The organism is Kitasatospora sp. CM 4170, from assembly GCF_032110285.1.
GTDB classification, from domain to species: Bacteria; Actinomycetota; Actinomycetes; order Streptomycetales; family Streptomycetaceae; genus Kitasatospora; species Kitasatospora aburaviensis.
Map to the genome: position 1 here is coordinate 1,869,110 of NZ_CP134877.1, position 15,917 is coordinate 1,885,026.

Sequence of the window (15,917 nt, forward strand, 5' to 3'; positions counted from 1 at the left end):
GAGACAGGAGAGGCCGGATCCCATGCGCATGAGTGCGAGCACCAACCGGTTCGACCCGTACCGCAACTTCCGGTTCAAGATCAAGTGGGACGGGCTCTACGTGGCCGGTCTGTCGAAGATGACCGGTCTCAAACGCTCCACGGAGATGACGGAGTGGCGCGAGGCGGGCGAGAACATCGTCGCCCGCAAGCTCCCCGGCAAGACGAAGTACGAGGCGGTGACCCTGGAAGCGGGCATCACCTACGACACGGCCTTCGAGGACTGGGCCAACCTCGTCAACGACTTCGCCAGCCACAGCCGGATGGACCTCGGCGACTTCCGCAAGAACGTCACCGTCGACATGTTTAACGAAGCCGGCGTCAAAGCCCTCTCCTACAACCTCTACCGGGCCTGGGTCGCCGACTACCAGGCCGTGCCGGACCTCGACGCCTCGGCCAACGCGGTCGCGATCACCACCGTCAAGCTCGAGTTCGAGTGGTTCGAGCGCGACGTCGCGGTGACGGAGGCCGCCGACCGCGGGCCCGCCCGGATCGCCTGACCGGTCGCGCCCGTGCTCCCCGTCTCCGCCGGTGCGCCAGCGACAGTCCCCGGCCCGGCCGACCCGACGGCGCGCCCCGCCCACCACACCCACCAGCCGGTGACCCTGCCGGCCGGCCTTCCCCTGGCCGGCGGGGAGCTCGTCACCACCGCTTGGGTGCGCCCGCTCAACGGCGACGACGAGGAGTGGCTGGCGGCCCAGCCGCCGGCCCGTTCCGGCGCCTCCGTCGTCAGCGAACTGCTCGCGCGCGCCGTCGTCCGGCTCGGCCCGTGGGCACCCCCGCCGCCCGAGCGGTTGCTCGACCTGCCGATCGCCGACCGGGACCTCCTGCTGCTCGCCGTCCGGACCTCGACCTACGGCCACCGCTTCGACGTGGTGCTCTCCTGCACCGCCTGCGAGCAGCCCATGGACGTCTCCTTCACCGCCACCGATATCCCCGTCCTGCCCCGCCGGACGCCGGGCGCTCCCCTGCTCAGCACCCTCCCGGACGGCCTGGGCGGCGTACTGGAGGTCGCCCTGCGCCCGCCGAACGGGCGGGACCAGGAGGCCGTGGCGGTCGCCGCCGCGGGCGGCGACGCCACCCCGCCGGTCGACCTGCTGCTCCAGCGCTGCCTGGTCGGCGTCGACGGCGGGCCCGGCGGGGCGGACGGGTGGGAGCGGCTGCCGGTGCCGACCCGCGGAGCGCTGGCCGCCGCCGTGGACGAGGCGAGCGCCAAGGTCGAACTGGCGATGGACCTCAGCTGCCCCGAGTGCGGGGTCGGCTTCGAGGCCGATCTCGACCTCGCGGGCTACGTGCTCGACGAGTTCCTCGCCCCCACCGGCACGGTCCTGTACGAGCTGCACCTGCTCGCGACCACCTACCACTGGAGCGAACACGCCATCATGAGCATGCCGAGCCCGCGCCGGCGGGCCCTCGCCGGCCTCGTCGCGCAGGACCTGCGGGCCCAGGGGCGCGGGTGAGCGGCTACCTGGAGCGGTCGGCGGCGGCGGGCTCCCGGCCCTGGCGATCCGCTCCGACGATGCGCCAGAGCGCAGCGGTCCGCATCGCCCGGAGCGGTCCGCCCGGCGGCGTGCCGCCGTACGGGGACGGCCCGGCCGGGGGCGACGGGGCCGTGGGATGCGGGGCCACGGGCGACGGGCGGGCCCTGTTCGCAGCCGAGCCGGACCCGGACGCAGGCCACCCCGGCGGGCCGCGCCACTCAGACCAGGCCCGGTGGCTCGGAGGGGACGGCGGGGCCGCCCACCGTGACCGGCCCGATCCCGGAGAGGTGCACCGCCCCGGTCCGGCGGACCACGGCCGGCCCCTGGGTGGCGCCGCGGAGGCGGCGCCGCTGACCCGGGGGACCGGCGGCCGCGCGGCACCCCCCGGCGGCACCGGCGGCCGGTCGCGCGACCGGGCGGCCGGGCCGCTCGAAGGGTTCGAGGGGTTCGAGGGTTCCGGCAGCGTCGAAGGCTTCGCCGCCCCCGACGAGCGGGTGCCTCGCACCGGGCGACAGGCCCCTCGTCCGGGAGCGGAGGCACCCGGCCGTCCGGCCCTGCCACCGGCCCCGTCGTCCGGCGCCCGCGGCGGCCCGGACGTCCTCACGCCCCACGGCGCCCGTTCGGCGGGGCCGGTGGCGCCCGCGCCGCACGGCCCGGACCGGTCCGCTCGCCCCGCCCCCGCCGCGCCACCTGCTCCGGACCGCCCGGTCCGGACCGGCCCCCCTGCCGTCGCGCCGGTGCGTCCGCTGCTCGTAGCGGGTGAGGACGCCGCCGCGCCGGCTCCGCCCGAACCACCCGCCCCGGTCGCGCCGAGGATTGCGGACGCGCCGTCCCCGGACACCGGAGAACGGGCGAACGCCACCGCCTGGCCGATCCGCCGAACCGTCGCGACGCGCGGCGCCGGGCCCACCGGCAACGCGGCCGCGGAGCCCCGCGAACCGGGCGCCACCGGGCCTTTCAAGGCGCCCGAGGCACGACGCCGGGGCGAGGAGCCGCCGACCGGCACGACCGACCGCGAGCAGCCGCCCGGCCGGCGGTCCGCCAACGCCGCACCCGCCCCCGGTGGGGGCCGCCCGGGTGACCCCGGCGCCGCGCAGGCCCGGCCCGGCCTGCCGCCTCCGCCGGTCACCGTCAGCATCGGCCGGATGGAGGTCACCGTCGTCCAGCGGCCGGCGGTCGCGCCCCGGGCCCAGGCAGGGCCGGAGCGCCATCAGGGCCCGACTCCGCGGACCGGGCTCGCGATGTCGCCGTTCGACCGCACCCGGCTGGGCCGCTGACATGAGCGCCCAGGCCATCTTCGCCACCACCGGAGCCCTCCGCGGCTTCCTCAAGTCCGCTCTGTCCAACGGCCGTTCGGTGACCCTACTGCCGCCTGGGGAGGACCCGCCGGTCAACGGCAGCGGCGTCAACGTCTACCTGTACCAGGTGAGCGAGAGCCCCTACCTGCGCAACTCCTCCTTCCCGGGGGACCGCGCCGGCGCCCCGCCCCGGGAACAGCCCGTCCTCTCACTCGAACTCTCCTACCTGATCACGCCGTTCGGCCCCACCCCCGGCGCGGACGATGCGTCCGACGAAGCCCACGGCGCGCTCGGCGAGGCGATGCTCGCCCTGCACGACACACCCGTCCTCAACCACGTGCACCGCAGCGGGTTCGACGCCGACTCCGACCTGCCCGCCGTCCTGCGCGACTCCTTCGAGGAGCTGCGGGTCCGCCCGCACCCCCTGTCCGTCGAGGACCTCTCGCGGATCTGGAGCACGATCGGCAGGCCCTACCGGCTCTCGGCCGCCTACCAGGTGTCGCTCGTGCAGCTGCGCGGCGCGGAGCCGGCCGTCGCGGTGGCCCCGGTCGCCCGGGCCCGGGCCGTGGTCGGCACGCGCGGCGTGCCGCGGGTGGCCACCCTCGTGCCCGCGCACGGCGCGGCGGCCACCCTCAGCGGCGGCGCCGTCGTCCCGGGCCGCGTCCGGCTCCAGGGCGCGGGCCTCGCCGCACCCGGCCTCATGCCCGCCGTCACGGTCGCCGGGGCGGCGGCCCGCCTGGTCGGCCCGGCGTCCGCCGAGGCCCTCATCGTGGAAATCCCCCGCACTCTGCCCACCGGACCACGGGCCGAGGTCCGGGTGGACCTCGGTGGCCTTCCGAGCGGCGGGTCACCGCCCTTCCGCATCGATCCCTGGGCCGCCGCGGTCACCCCCGTCCGTACGGCGTTCGGCACTTCGGCGACCTCCGTCGTCGTCACCGGGAGCGGTCTGGCCGGCGCGGTCGAACTGGTCGCCACCGACGCGGCCGACACGGTGCGCTGGAGCATCCCGGTCGACCCGGCCCGCACCGACGGGACGACGGCGGCCGCCGACCTGCCCTCCGGGCAGCCGGCGGGGCCCGGGCCCGGCGCGGTGCCGAACGGTCGCTACGACCTGCGGGTCCGACTCGCCGACGGGGCGCTCACCAACCCGCGGACGTTCCTGGTGGTCCCACTGCTAAAGCCGGTCACCGGGGCCGCGGACGGATCCGGGTACGACCCCTCGCAGCGCACCCTGACGCTGCGCGGCGCCCGGTTGGACGGGCTCGACGTCCGGCTGCGGGTCGACGGCGTGGAGTACGAGCTGGGCGGGCAGCCCGAACCGGCCTCCTTCACGCACCGGTTCGCCCGGCCGCTCCCGCCCGGCGGCCACACCGTCGACGTGCTGGTCGACGGGATCCGCTCCGACGCGATCGAGGTCTCCGCGTGACCGGCCCGCGGGACGACGGCGGCACGGGACCGGGCCCCGAACCCACCGGCACCGGACCGGACCTCGGGCCCGGTGGCACGGTGCGCGGCTTCGCCGACCACTGGGAGCACCTGCGGGCCGAGTTCACCCTGCTCGACCACGCCCTGCAGGAGGTGGCGCGGCGAAGCCGGGCGCCGCTCCCCGGCGAGGCGCGCCCCCCGGACGAGGGGCCGGCCGACGCCCACGCCGACACGAGCGGGCGGGCGGGCGCGCTCGCCGAGCTGCGCGCCCTGGCCGACGAACGCGTGGCGGCGACCCCGGCGCAGGTCCGGCTGCCCCTCGCCCGGCTGACCACGGCCGCCGCGCTCACCCCTTGGGAGGTGACGCTCGCCGTCCTCTGCCTCGGCGTCGAACTCGACCCGCGCTACGGCCGGTTGTGCGGGCTGCTCCAGGGGGATCCCGCGCGCGGCCGGCCCGGCACCCTGCTCGCCCTCGACCTGCTGGGCGGCGGGCTCGCCGAGCGGGCCGCCGGCCGGGCCGCCCTGCGCCCGACCGGCCCGCTGGTCGGCGCGGGGGTGCTCCGCCTGCTCCCCGATCCGCACAACGGCCCCGGGCAGTCGCTCGCGCTCACCGATCACGTGCTGGACCTGCTGCTCGGCCGGCCGGCGGCGCAGCATCCGTGGCTGCGGACGGCGGCACCGGGCCCCGTACCCGGCGAGGCCGAGGAACCCGGCACGCCGGCCCCCGCCCTGGGAGCGCTGGCCCGCGCCGCCGCCGGCCTGGTCCGCACCGGCGCCTGGGGGAACGGCCCGGCCGACGACCGCCTGGTCGCCTGCCTGCACGGCGCACCCGACTCCGAACTGCGCGACGCCGCACACCGGATCGCGGCGCTGCTGGGCATCGGTGTGGTCGTGCTCGACCTCGCCGCCGTCGACCGCGAGCTCCGTCCGCCGGCCGACGCCGTGAGAGAGGCCGCCCTCGTCGCACGGGTCGAGCCGGCGGTGCTGCTCGTCCTGCTCCCCGGTCCGGGGCCGGCGGGCGCGGTGGGCCACCCGGCGGCGGCCGAGTCGTCCACCGCCGACCTCGACGGGGCGGTCCGCGAGCTGGCGACCGTCCTGGACACCGCCGGCCGGCTCACCCTGGTGGCGGCCCCCCACCCGCTCGCGGCGCCCGCCGGGACGGCGACGCCGTGGGTCAACGTCGCCGTGGCCCAGGCCGGCCCGGGCGAGCTGGCCCGGCGCTGGCAGGCCGAACTCGCCGCCGCCGGGCTCGCCGTGGACGCAGCCGGCGCCTCGTCGCTCGCCTCACGGTTCCGGGTGGGGCCCGCCGATATCGCCCGGGTGGTCGCGGGTGCCGCCGCGTCCGCCCGCCTGCTCGCCCGCCCGGCCGGACTGGCGGACGTCGAAGCGGCCGCCCGGGACGGCTCGGGTTCGACGCTCGGCTCCGCCGTCCGGCGGATCCGGTCCGCGCTCACCTGGGACGATCTCGTCCTGCCGCCGGACCAGCGGGGACAGCTCAGGGAGCTCGCCGACGCCGTCCGGAGCCGGAGCCGGGTGCTCTCGGACTGGGGCTTCGGGGACCGCAATCCGCGCGGCCGGGGCATCGCGGCGCTCTTCAGCGGACCACCCGGAACCGGCAAGACCTTGGCCGCCGAGATCATCGCCGCGCAGCTCGGCCTCGACCTGCTCGCCGTCGACCTCTCCGCCGCCGTCAGCAAGTACATCGGCGAGACGGAGAAGAACCTCAGCCGGGTCTTCGCCACCGCCGCCGAGACCGACGGCCTGCTGTTCTTCGACGAGGCGGACGCCCTGTTCGGCAAGCGCAGCGAGGTGAAGGACGCCCACGACCGCTACGCCAACATCGAGATCAGCTACCTGCTGGGCCGGATCGAGGCGCACGACGGCGTGGTCGTGCTCGCCACCAACCTGGAGCGTCACCTGGACGAGGCGTTCCTGCGGCGGCTCGCCTTCTCGGTGAAGTTCCCGTTCCCGGGGGCCGCCGAGCGGCAGCGGATCTGGCAGGTGCAGATCCCGCCCGGCGCGCCGCTCGAACCCGTCGTCGACTGGGAGCTGCTGGCCTCCTTCCCGATCGCCGGCGGCAGCATCCGCGGGGCCGTCCTGCACGCGGCGTACCGGTCCGCTGCCGCCTCCCGTCCGATCGGCACGGTCGCTCTGCTGGCCGGGCTGCGGCGCGAGCTGGAGAAACTGGGCCGGACCGCCGGGCCCGGCGACTTCGGCCCGTACTGGCCCGAGGTCGCCCGTTTCGCCGCCGCGGGCTGCCGGGCCGGCGTCCGGTGAGCGGCCTGGACCTGCGCATCGACCGCCTCGTCCTCGGTGCCGACGTGCCGGCCGAGCACCGGCACCGGATCGAGGGGATCACCCACCGCGCCCTGGCGGTCTTCGAGACGCTCGCCCGGGCGGAGCTGGTCCGGCTGGGCGCACACGGCGGCCGTGCGCGGCTCGACACGCTGTCCGGGGGCGAGGTGGCCGTCGACCTCGCCCGCGAGGGCGACGAGGAGGTCGCCGGCCGGATCGCCCGGGCATGGCTCGACACGTTGCGCCTCGCCCTCGGCTGACGGCGGCGCGACCCGCCCTCGGGCCCGGGCGGGCCGGCCGGGATCGGCGCACCGGGGTCAGTCCGTGCGGGAGGGCGGCTCGGGCTCATCGGTCTCCCGGAGGTCGACGCTCTCGTCGGCGGTACTGCGGGTACGGAACTCCTTGCGGAACCGCCCGAGGATCGTGGACTTCTGGTCGTGGACGGCGGGCGGCAGGGCCAGGTAGTTCGAGGCGTCGTCCGCGCCGCCCAGCCAGAGCTCGGCCACGTGGTCCACCTCCCACACCCGCCCGTCGGCGGTGCGCGGCCACCCGTCGGTGAAGCCCTGGGCCTCCGCGTCCCGCACGGCCGCCCGGAACAGGGCGGTGTACTGGTCGCTGTAGGCGCCGGCCTCGATCCCCTCGCGGACCCGGCGGCGCATGGCCGCCGTGCTCGCGACCTTGTCGCCCGCGGCGCGCGGGGACTGCGCGAGCGTCAGCGCGTCGGCGGTCTCCAGGTGGCTCATGATGTCGCGCACCAACAGCTCACCCACCGGGGTGGCGTTCAGGGGTGTGAGGTTCTCCTCGAACCAGGCCATCATGCGGGCCCGCTCGCCGGGCTGGTCGAGGGCGATGTAGACCTCGAAGTCCCGTTTGGTGGCCCGGTTGGCCCGCCGGTTGAGCATGTCGTAGGCGGTCCGGACGTCCTGGTCCGGGCCGGCGGCCAACCTGGCCGCCAGCCGGTCCGCCTCCGCCGCGATCGCGGTGAGCTCCGCCACCGCCTCCGGGTCGCGCGAGCGGCGGGCCGTCCGCCGGGCGCGGGCCGCCAGCGACCTGGCCCGGGGGGCGTCGACGGGGCGCAGGGCGCTGCGCTGCTCCGGCAGGTCCTCGCGGATTCCGGCCAGGACGCCCTCCACGGGCTGCCCGCGGCGCACCGCCTCGGCGAGATCGCGCAGCACGGCGAGGTGGTGGTCGATGTGGGCGGCGGCCGCCGGGTCGTTCCCGGCCGTGCTCCGCCAGTAGTAGAGCCTCGCCCGCAACCGGGCGATCTCCGCGGTGGCCTCGGCCTTGGCCTCGGCGGCGGTCTTCTCGTGGGCCTCCGCCTCGGCCGCCTCGGCGGCCTTCCGACGTTTGGCCGTCCCCGCGGCGGTGCGTTCCCCGGGCTCGGCCTCGGCGGACTCGGCCGGTCCGAGGCCGGCCTCGCTCCGGGCGTCCTCCTCCCGCAGCCGGTAGTAGTCGTGGAGGTCCTGCACGATCCACTGGTAGTCCGGGCTGGTCGGATCGACGTACGTGGTCCGCTCGCCGTACTCGCGGCTGTACGCCTCCGGCGAGTCCACCTCGATCCGCTGCGCGGGCTCGCCGGGCGCAGCCGGGACCTCCACCACGATCCGCACCGGGTCCGTCGTCACGGTGACCCGGGTGATGCCGGTCGAGCCGTCGGGCCGGGTCGACTGGACGAACTCCGTGTGGCTGCCGCTTCGGAAGGCCGCACGGACCGCCAGCGCGACGTCGGCCGGGGCCGGCATCCGGCGGACGATGACGTTCCCCGGGTTGGGGTGCAGGTGGACGAGCGCCTGCCAGCCGTCTCCGGCCGGGGCCCGCACCGAGAACTCCGTCCCGGTCTGCACCGCGAACTCGCCGGTGTTGGGGTTGAAGAAGAGACCCACCTCGGCGCCCCGGGCGGCCGCAACCGCCTGGTCGTAGGTGGCGACGGCCTGCTCGCCGGAGGTGGTCCGGCCGCCGAAGGCTCCGGGTCGGGGCCGCGGGGCCGTCGGGTCGGCCGGCCCGGGCGGACGTTCCTGCCCGAGCCGCACGCCGAGGATGCGGACGGCGGCGTCGCGTTCGGCGGTGTTCACGTCGCCCGGGCGCTCCACCGGGGGGCGTGTCCCCCGAGTGGTGCCGGCCGCCGTCCGCGGCTCGCCGGCCCCTTCCTGCTCGTGCTCCGGGCCGGCCGCCCGTGGCTCGGCGGCCGCGGCGGCCCGCCGGTCGGCGGCGAGCCGGCCCGCGGCCAGTTCGCGGGCCCGCGCCACCTGGTCGGCGACGGCCGTCTCCGCCGGCCCGCCCGCCCCGGCGGGGGCACCACCCTCCGCCCGGGCCGCCGGGCCCGCCTCGGGGCGGGCGCCCGGGGCGGCGCCCTCGCGCACCGGCGGGCGGGGCGGTCCGCTGCCGTCGGCCAGGTGCTGCGCCTCCGGTGCTCCGGTGCCGCGGGGCAGCGGTGCCTCGGCACCGCCGGCGCCCGGCCGCCTGTCCAGCCCGAGCCCGCCACCCGCGGTCACCACGGTGATCGCCCCCGACCTGAGCGCGCCGAGCAGGGCCCGCGCCCGCCGTGAGTCGCGCTCGCCTTCGGACAGGCCCTCGGCGTGGTCGATCTCGTTCCACTCCAGGGCGAGCTGGAGCGGGATGAGGACGGTGATCTGGAGGCCGTTGGTGAGGACCCCGTGGATGTGGAGGCCCCGTTCGGTCCGCTCCACCCGGTTGATCCAGCTCGGCAGCTTTCCGGCCGCCCCACCGGTCTCGGCGATGTTCCGGGCGATCACCGTGCCCACGGAGAGGGTGAAGGCGATGCCGCCGACCACGCCCAGGACGTCGAAGACCGTCGAGAGCTCCCAGGTGTGGTCGGTCCGGTAGCGCCGGGCCAGCGAGTCGATGGCGGTGACGGCACCCGCGAGGCCGCCGGCGACGCCGATCGCCAGGGCCAGGCCCCCGGTCGCGAAGACCCCGGCGATCTCCGCGACGATCGCGAGGTCGCGCAGCCGCTGCATGACCCGGTCGTGGGCACCCGGCGCAGACCGCATCGCGGCCTCGATCGGGACGGGCGCACCGAGGGCCGCCGTGAGCTCCTGCGGAAGCCGGATGGCGAGCGTGCCGCGACCGTACCCGGAGTTCTCGGCGAGCACCCGGAAGGCGTCCCGGATCGCGGCCACCTGGCCGGCGTGGCCGGGCAGCGCGCTGCACCCGACGTGGACGTCCCGGCCGCCGGCGGAGGTGATGTCGACCAGCGCCCACCGCCGGTCACCCTCGCGCGACTCCCTCAGTTCGCCGAGCATCGTCCGGACTTCGGTGACCTGGCCGTTCTCCTCGCTGGCGAGGGCCAGTCTGGGCCGGAAGTCGGTGACCCCGCCGACCGGCGAGAACCGGCCGTACTGCTCCCGCACCCACCGCTCGTGCGAGCCGCCCTCGCCGGCGACGTGGGTGAGCTGCCGCTCCGTCTCGGCGATGACGTCGTCGACCAGCCTGCCGGTCTGGATGAGCTCGATGTCGAGCGTCACCTCGTCGTCCGCCAGCTCCGACACCGGGGTGTGCCGCGCGCGGTGGTCCCGCAGCCGTCGGGCGGCGTCCAGCCGGCCGCGGAGCGCGGAGACCGTCCTGGTGTAGGTCTCGAAGCCGCTCACCCGGGCGGCGGCGACCAGCCGGGCGAGCTCGGCCCGGGCCCTCGCGATGCGCCGAGGGTCGCCGGAGGCGAGCGCCTTCTCCAGCTCCGCCCGGGCCGCGGCGAGCGAGCTCGCCTCACGGTCGGCGCCCTCGGCGGCTCGGCTGCCGAGGGAGGAGATCCGGACCGGTTTGACGGCGAAGCTCGACGCGCGCAGCACGTGGTGCTCCGGATCGGCGACCGCCGCGTCCGACCACTGCGGGGTGGCGACGCACCGCACCAGGAAGTCGCCCTCGTGGTCGAAGCTGATGGCGCGCTCCTCCAACGGCTTGGTGACGGTGTCGAGGAAGCTCCCGGCGACCGACCCGAGCAGGCGGACGTTGTTCGACAGCCCGATGACCGCGAGGTAGGAGGCGCGGGCCGGCCAGGGCCACTGCTGATCGCGCATCATGGCGAGGTCGTTCGCCTGGTCCTCGGCGATCGCCGCCTGGTCCCGGGTCAGGTTGGCTCCGAGGGCGTCCCACTCCGACTTCGCGCTGCCCTCCCCGACCCGGGTGGTCCGGTTCTTCTCGGCGGCGTCGGGCCTGCCAGTGACCTCGATGATCTCCCAGTAGAACTGGACGGTCTGCATCCGGTTGAAGACCTCGTCCTGCACGCCGTTGGACAGGGCCGCGTAGTCGAGCTCCATGGCGAACCGGTTGGTCGCCGCCGGGCTGCTGACCGCCGCCTCCTCGGCCGGCGTGCCCACCATGGTCATCTTCGCCGGGTAGCCCGGGGCGTTCGCGCCGGCGCGCCCACCCGGCGGGTGCTCCCCGGGGGTCCGGGGGCCGGCCGAGGCGCGCGCCTGGTCCTGGGCGTCCTCCGGCGGTACCACCACCCCGGTCGTGCCCGGGGGTGGCGGCGCGAAGTTGGAGGTGTCGGCCCGGCCGGCGACCCGCCCGGGCCGGCTCGGGTCGCGGGACTCCTGCAGCGCCTGCTCGGCGGCCTTCACCCGCCGGTCGAGGGAGGCTTCCGACTCGTCCTGACGGAGCGGGACCGTGGTGGACGCCCGATCGATCGTGATCCTGAGTTCTGGCACCCCGGTCCGGCTCACGCCGGCCTCGTACGTCGCCGGACCGCGCAGCGGCGTGGCGTCGGCCGGCGTTCCGGCGGCCGGGCCGGTGCCGGATCCGGAGGCACCGGAACCCGCGCCGGTGGAGCGGTCGGCGGTGCCCCCGCCGCCGGTGCCCTCCCCGCGCGCACCCCCACCGGCACCCTCGCCAGCGGTCCCGGCACCCCCGGTCCGGCGCTTGCGCAGGCTGGCCGTCGCGCCCCGCGCCCACTCCGGGGCCTCCGCCCCGGTGCCGGACCCGCCCCGCGCACGGCGGCGCAGCGAACGGGCCAGCTCCGACGAGATCATGACGCCGGGCAGGAAGGCAAGGAGCACGCTCTCCCCGCCCGGGCGGTCGGGTTTCGGCACCGTGGCGTAGCGGCGGAACGACTGGATGGCGATGGTCCCGCCCCGAAGGCCGACGAACCAGATCAGCCCGGTCCGTGCCTCCGACAGGAGCAGGACCGGTGCGTCGAACATCACCGACTTCGAGGTGTCCTGCTCGAACACCTCGCGCACGGCACCGTCCGGGCGGAGGACCACGATGTAGTTCTCCGTGTACACGAAGCACCCCGCGGGTTGCAGCACGCTTCGCGACACACCGGCGGCCCGGGCATTCTCGTCGAGCCTGATGGTCTTCAGGCCGGAGAAGATCCCGGGGATCGCTCCGATGAGCCTCGCCGGGTCGCTGCCGGTGTCGGCCGGATCGAAGTCCTCCGCCGGTGCCCGCACCGCCGCGGCCGTCTCGTGCTGCACGCGGGCCTGGCACTGGTGGGCCTGGACGGCGACGTGGGCGAGCTCGTGGGCGAGCAGTCGACGGCCGGATGCCGTTCCGGGGCCGTCCCAGCCTGCGCCGAGGACGACGTGCGCCCCGAAGGCGTAGGCCCGGGAACCGAGCGCCGCCGCGGTGTCCTCCGCCGCCGCGCCGCGGTGGAGGCGTACCGGCTCCAGGTCCACCCCGAGCGCGGCCTGCGCCGCCTCCCGCAGCGGGGGCGACAGCGGTTCACCAGGGGTGCCGATGCCGGCGGCGGCCTCGGGTTCGGCGGGTCGCCCGGTGGGCGGGACCGGATCCCGTTCGCGGCCGTCGGCCCGGCGGGTGGGCGGGGCGGCGGGCGCAGCCGGCTGCGGACCGGTCAGCAGGGCGGTCTCGACGAGCGGGAGCAGGGCCTCCGCGACGGCGTCCGCGTGCCGTTCGGCCGCCTCCCCGTCCGCCCCGCGCGGGGCGGCGCGCAGGAGGTCCGCGACGGCCTCCGCACGGTGGCGGTGTGTGGACGGCGCGGCGTCGTAGGCGCGGGGTGCCCGTTCGCCGGTCACCGGCGGGGGCCCCTACGCCGGCCCACCGGTGCCGCCGAGGCTGCGGCGGCCAGGGTGGCGACCGCGGGTGGTGCCGCCGGGGGCGAACTGTCCGCGGTCCCGCCGGAGGGCCGCAGCCGTTCGTAGAAGCCGCGGTCCGGCTCCGGCAGCCAGTCCGGTGGTGGCACGCGGCGCCATGGGCCGCGCCCGTCGTGGTCGCCGAGCCCGCCCGCGTCGAAGCCCCAGGTGTTGCCCGGGTGACGCACGCACAGGAACCGGCCGTCCGCCGGCATCGCGACGAGCCGGGCGTGCCGACGCAGCGCCGCCGCCGCGAAGTGCACGTCCTCGCCGAGGGATGTGTCGGGAAACCCTCCGCTGGTCAGCCACCAGCTGCGCGGGAAGGCCAGCGTTCCGCCGATCACCTGCCCCGCGAAGAGGCACCACTGCGGGTCGTCGCACTCCCAGAACCACCCTGTCCGGGTGTCCAGGAAGACCGGGGTGCCGAGGCCGGTGAGGTCCGCCGTACCGGCCAGCAACGGGGCGGTCTGGGCGGAGATCCGGCCCGGCCCGTGCCAGTCGTCGTCGTCCCAGCCGACGACGATCTCGCCGCGCGCGCCCTGCACCGCGATGTTGCGCTTGGCTCCGATCGACCGGGTGTGCGGCAGCCGGAGGTAGCGCACGCGGGGGTCGTCGGGCATCAGGTCGGCCACCGCGTCCCGCCCGTCGTCGACCACGACGAGTTCCAGGGCCGGGTAGTCCTGGGCGAGGAAGCACGCGAGGGCCTGCGCGACGAACCCGCGCCGGTCCCGGGTGGGCATGACGCAGGTGACCAGGGGCGGTTCAGTCGGCATCGGCGGCACTCCCGGTGGGCACTGCTTCGGGATCGGCGTCGGGGCGGGTGTCGGGGGTCGCCGCGGAGTCGGCCGCCTCAAGGGTTCCGGCCGAGTCCAGCGAGGCGTAGAAGGCGAGGTCCTCGGTGGTCAGCGGGCCGAAGCCGTCGGAACGGCGCCAGCCGGCCGGCCCGTCGTCCGGGGTGAAGTCGAACCGCCAGGAGTTGCGCCCGTGCCGGATGTAGACGTAGGCGTCCCGGTTGCTGACGCCCTGGATGCGCGCCCCGGCGTCGGCGAAGCGTCGCAGCAGGCCGAGGTCCTCGCCGACCGACGCGTCGGGGTAGCCGCCGACCTCCCGCCAGCAGTCCCGGGTGAAGGCGAGGGTTCCGCCCGCCAGCGAGTCGACGGGTGCGTAGCGCGGTGCGGCCGCAGCCTGTTCCCTGGTCGACCAGAGCTGCATGGTCCGCACCTCCAGCATCAGGTTGATCCCGATCCCGGAGACGTCGGCGGTCCCGCGCACGATGTCCTCGACCTGCCGGCTCACCCGCTGCGGGCCGTACCAGTCGTCGTCGTCCCACTGGACGATGACGTCGCCCCGGGCCGTCTCGCATGCGATGTCCCGTTTGCGCCCGATCGTCGCCCGTTCACCGAGGCGGACGTACCGCGCCCACCCCAGCCCCGCCAGCAGGTCCTCGATCGGCTCGGATCCGTCGTCCACCACGACCAGTTCGAGCTGCCGGTAGTCCTGTCGGGCCACCTTGCGCAGGGCCTGCTCGACGAAGCGGCGCCGGTTGAACGTCGGCATGACGCAGGACACCAGCGGCCGGGCCGTTCCGCCGAGGGCCACCGGCGCGACCGGCCGGGCCCGCGGTGGCGCGGGCTCGTCGGGCGCGGGCTCCCCGGGCACGACCCTCCCGGCTCCGGGCTCGTCCCGCCCGGGCTTCACGGGCACGGGCGACGCGGGTTGCACGGGCGGTGCCGGCCGGCGCACGGCCGGGCTCGGACCCGTCCCCCAGTCGAGCGCCGCGGCCGCGCCCAGCAGGAGCTCGGCGCTGCCCCGCGGGTAGGCCGCATGGCCCGCCTCGGGCTGATGGCCCCCCGGGCGGACCAGGACCGCGAGGTGCGCGCCGCGCGGCACGTGGAACGCCGTCCCGGGGAGGCCCAGGACGAAGTGACCGCCGGCCCGGGCCACCGCCCCGCCGCGCGCGGCGAGCGAACGGGCCGCCCAGGCCTGCCGGGTGAGGCAGATCGTCGCGCCGAACAGGACCGGCGGGGAGAACCACGGCGCGGCGTCCCCGACCCAGCTCTCGCCCGCGACCGGATCCCACACGACGGCCGAGGCGGTCGCCGACAGCTCCCACCCGGTGCCGGACAGCGCGGCGGCCTGGTAGCGCAGCCGCCAGGCCGGGTACCAGGTGTCGGACTCCCACAGCGCGATCAGCGGCCCGCGAGCAGCCGCGCAGCCGGCGTCCCGGGCGGCGGACGCCTCCGCGCCCCGGGGCACCGCGACCGTCCGGACGGGCGCTCCGCCGCCGTGCTCCGCGACGCGCCCGCCGGGCCCCTCTCCGCCGGGCAGGACCAGCACCAACTCGCGCTCCGGATAGTCCTGTTCGGCGAACAGCCGGATCGCCCGGGCGGTCGCCGCCGGGTCGCCGCCGACCAGGACGCACGAGACCCGCGGAGCGCCCGGCCCGGCCGGGGGGAGCTCCAGGGCACCCGCCAGCCGCCGGGCCACCTGCTCGGGCCGCAGGCGCTCGTCCGTCACCATGCCGCTCCCCTTCCGCCGGGCGGCACGGCGCCGGACCGGACCACCGCCGGCGGTGCCGCGGCCGCGCCGAGGCGGCCGGCCGTCTCGGCCAGGAACTCCTCCACCTCGACCAGGTCCAGGACCGGTCCCGCGCCGTCGATCTGCCACTGCAGTGCCGCGTCCACGAGCCAGGGATCGCGGATCCGCTCGCGCGCCCACCGGCCGCCGGTGACCTTCGAGCAGATGACGCTCTCGGCGGCGTACCGCCAGTCCCGGCAGGCGTTGAGCACCCGGTAGTGCGAGGGCATCCAGCGCAGCGAGAGCTCGGCCCGCAGTGCGCCCAGGTAGGTCCGGCGGTCGACCGGGGCGAAGACCTGGACGGGGGGCGGGCCCGCCAGGGCGATCCCGTGGTCGCGGCAGCAGGCGAAGTGCATCACCAGCCGCCGGTCGCCGCCCGGCTCGTCCTCCGCCGTCCGCGCCCGGCCGTGGAAGGTGAGCAGCTTCAGCTCGTACCGGGGCACGGGGAACCCTCCGACCGCGGTGGCCCCGGTCACGACCACCAGGTCCATCCCCTTCACCGCGAACGGACGCGGCTCCTCCGCGATCTGCTGCCCGAGCGCGAGCGCGGCCCCGCGCGGGAGCGGGTCGGCGACCACGGCCACCACGTCGAGGTCGCTGCGCCCGGGGTGGAACTCGCCGATCACCCCGGAGCCGTAGAGGTAGGCCCCGATCAGCTCGGTGCCCGGGGCGCGCCGCAGGAGCTCGACGCAGGCCCTCAGGTACCGGTCGGCGGCCGGGTCGAGCAGCCCGATGAGCGGCGGACGGCCGCGCACC

The 15,917-nt window shown here is 76.8% G+C and carries 10 protein-coding genes; 6 read left to right on the forward strand and 4 right to left on the reverse strand.

All coding sequences use genetic code 11. The features are described from left to right. Nucleotides 1–28: 28 nt before the first annotated feature. From RMN57_RS07535 to RMN57_RS07560, 6 genes are all read left to right on the forward strand, one after another. Nucleotides 29–538, forward strand: a complete 510-nt coding sequence (locus RMN57_RS07535; RefSeq protein WP_313762602.1) for a phage tail protein — start codon at nucleotides 29–31, stop codon at nucleotides 536–538. 99 nt (nucleotides 539–637) lie between these two features. Continuing rightward, on the forward strand, nucleotides 638–1,498 hold the full coding sequence (locus RMN57_RS07540; protein ID WP_313762603.1) for a hypothetical protein: 861 nt from the start codon (nucleotides 638–640) through the stop codon (nucleotides 1,496–1,498). Nucleotides 1,499–2,256: 758 nt separating this feature from the next. Further along, nucleotides 2,257–2,796 (forward strand): hypothetical protein, encoded by a 540-nt coding sequence (locus RMN57_RS07545; protein WP_313762604.1) that lies wholly within the window; start codon nucleotides 2,257–2,259, stop codon nucleotides 2,794–2,796. Between the two features lies 1 nt (nucleotide 2,797). After that, nucleotides 2,798–4,243, forward strand: coding sequence for a DUF4255 domain-containing protein (locus tag RMN57_RS07550; protein WP_313762605.1), 1,446 nt, complete (start codon nucleotides 2,798–2,800; stop codon nucleotides 4,241–4,243). Next, the gene (locus RMN57_RS07555; RefSeq protein ID WP_313762606.1) at nucleotides 4,240–6,519 is read left to right on the forward strand and encodes an ATP-binding protein; all 2,280 of its coding nucleotides are present in this window, start codon (nucleotides 4,240–4,242) and stop codon (nucleotides 6,517–6,519) included. Before RMN57_RS07550 ends, RMN57_RS07555 begins: the two co-directional genes overlap by 4 nt. Beyond that, on the forward strand, nucleotides 6,516–6,797 hold the full coding sequence (locus tag RMN57_RS07560) for a hypothetical protein (RefSeq protein ID WP_313762607.1): 282 nt from the start codon (nucleotides 6,516–6,518) through the stop codon (nucleotides 6,795–6,797). The genes RMN57_RS07555 and RMN57_RS07560 overlap by 4 nt, the downstream gene beginning before the upstream one ends. A gap of 57 nt (nucleotides 6,798–6,854) precedes the next feature. On the opposite strand, the gene RMN57_RS07565 is transcribed toward RMN57_RS07560, so the two are convergent. The 4 genes from RMN57_RS07565 to RMN57_RS07580 are packed head-to-tail and all read right to left on the reverse strand — an operon-like array spanning nucleotide 6,855 to nucleotide 15,916. Beyond that, entirely contained in the window at nucleotides 6,855–12,527 is a 5,673-nt protein-coding gene (locus RMN57_RS07565) for a DUF4157 domain-containing protein (RefSeq protein ID WP_313762608.1), read from the reverse strand. Beyond that, a complete protein-coding gene (locus tag RMN57_RS07570; protein ID WP_313762609.1) occupies nucleotides 12,524–13,357 on the reverse strand; it encodes a glycosyltransferase family 2 protein in 834 nt (277 codons plus the stop codon). Before RMN57_RS07570 ends, RMN57_RS07565 begins: the two co-directional genes overlap by 4 nt. Then, nucleotides 13,347–15,104 (reverse strand): glycosyltransferase family 2 protein, encoded by a 1,758-nt coding sequence (locus RMN57_RS07575; protein ID WP_313762610.1) that lies wholly within the window; start codon nucleotides 15,102–15,104, stop codon nucleotides 13,347–13,349. Before RMN57_RS07575 ends, RMN57_RS07570 begins: the two co-directional genes overlap by 11 nt. After that, the gene (locus RMN57_RS07580) at nucleotides 15,098–15,916 is read right to left on the reverse strand and encodes an aminoglycoside adenylyltransferase domain-containing protein (protein WP_313762611.1); all 819 of its coding nucleotides are present in this window, start codon (nucleotides 15,914–15,916) and stop codon (nucleotides 15,098–15,100) included. Before RMN57_RS07580 ends, RMN57_RS07575 begins: the two co-directional genes overlap by 7 nt. Between the last annotated feature and the right edge of the window lies 1 nt (nucleotide 15,917).

Bases quoted from the DNA above. Each gene is read 5' to 3' on its own strand.
- RMN57_RS07535 (WP_313762602.1), top strand. From the start codon at position 29: ATGAGTGCGAGCACCAACCGGTTCGACCCGTACCGCAACTTCCGGTTC.
- RMN57_RS07550 (WP_313762605.1), top strand. From the start codon at position 2,798: ATGAGCGCCCAGGCCATCTTCGCCACCACCGGAGCCCTCCGCGGCTTC.
- RMN57_RS07570 (WP_313762609.1), bottom strand. From the start codon at position 13,357: ATGCCGACTGAACCGCCCCTGGTCACCTGCGTCATGCCCACCCGGGAC.
- RMN57_RS07575 (WP_313762610.1), bottom strand. From the start codon at position 15,104: ATGGTGACGGACGAGCGCCTGCGGCCCGAGCAGGTGGCCCGGCGGCTG.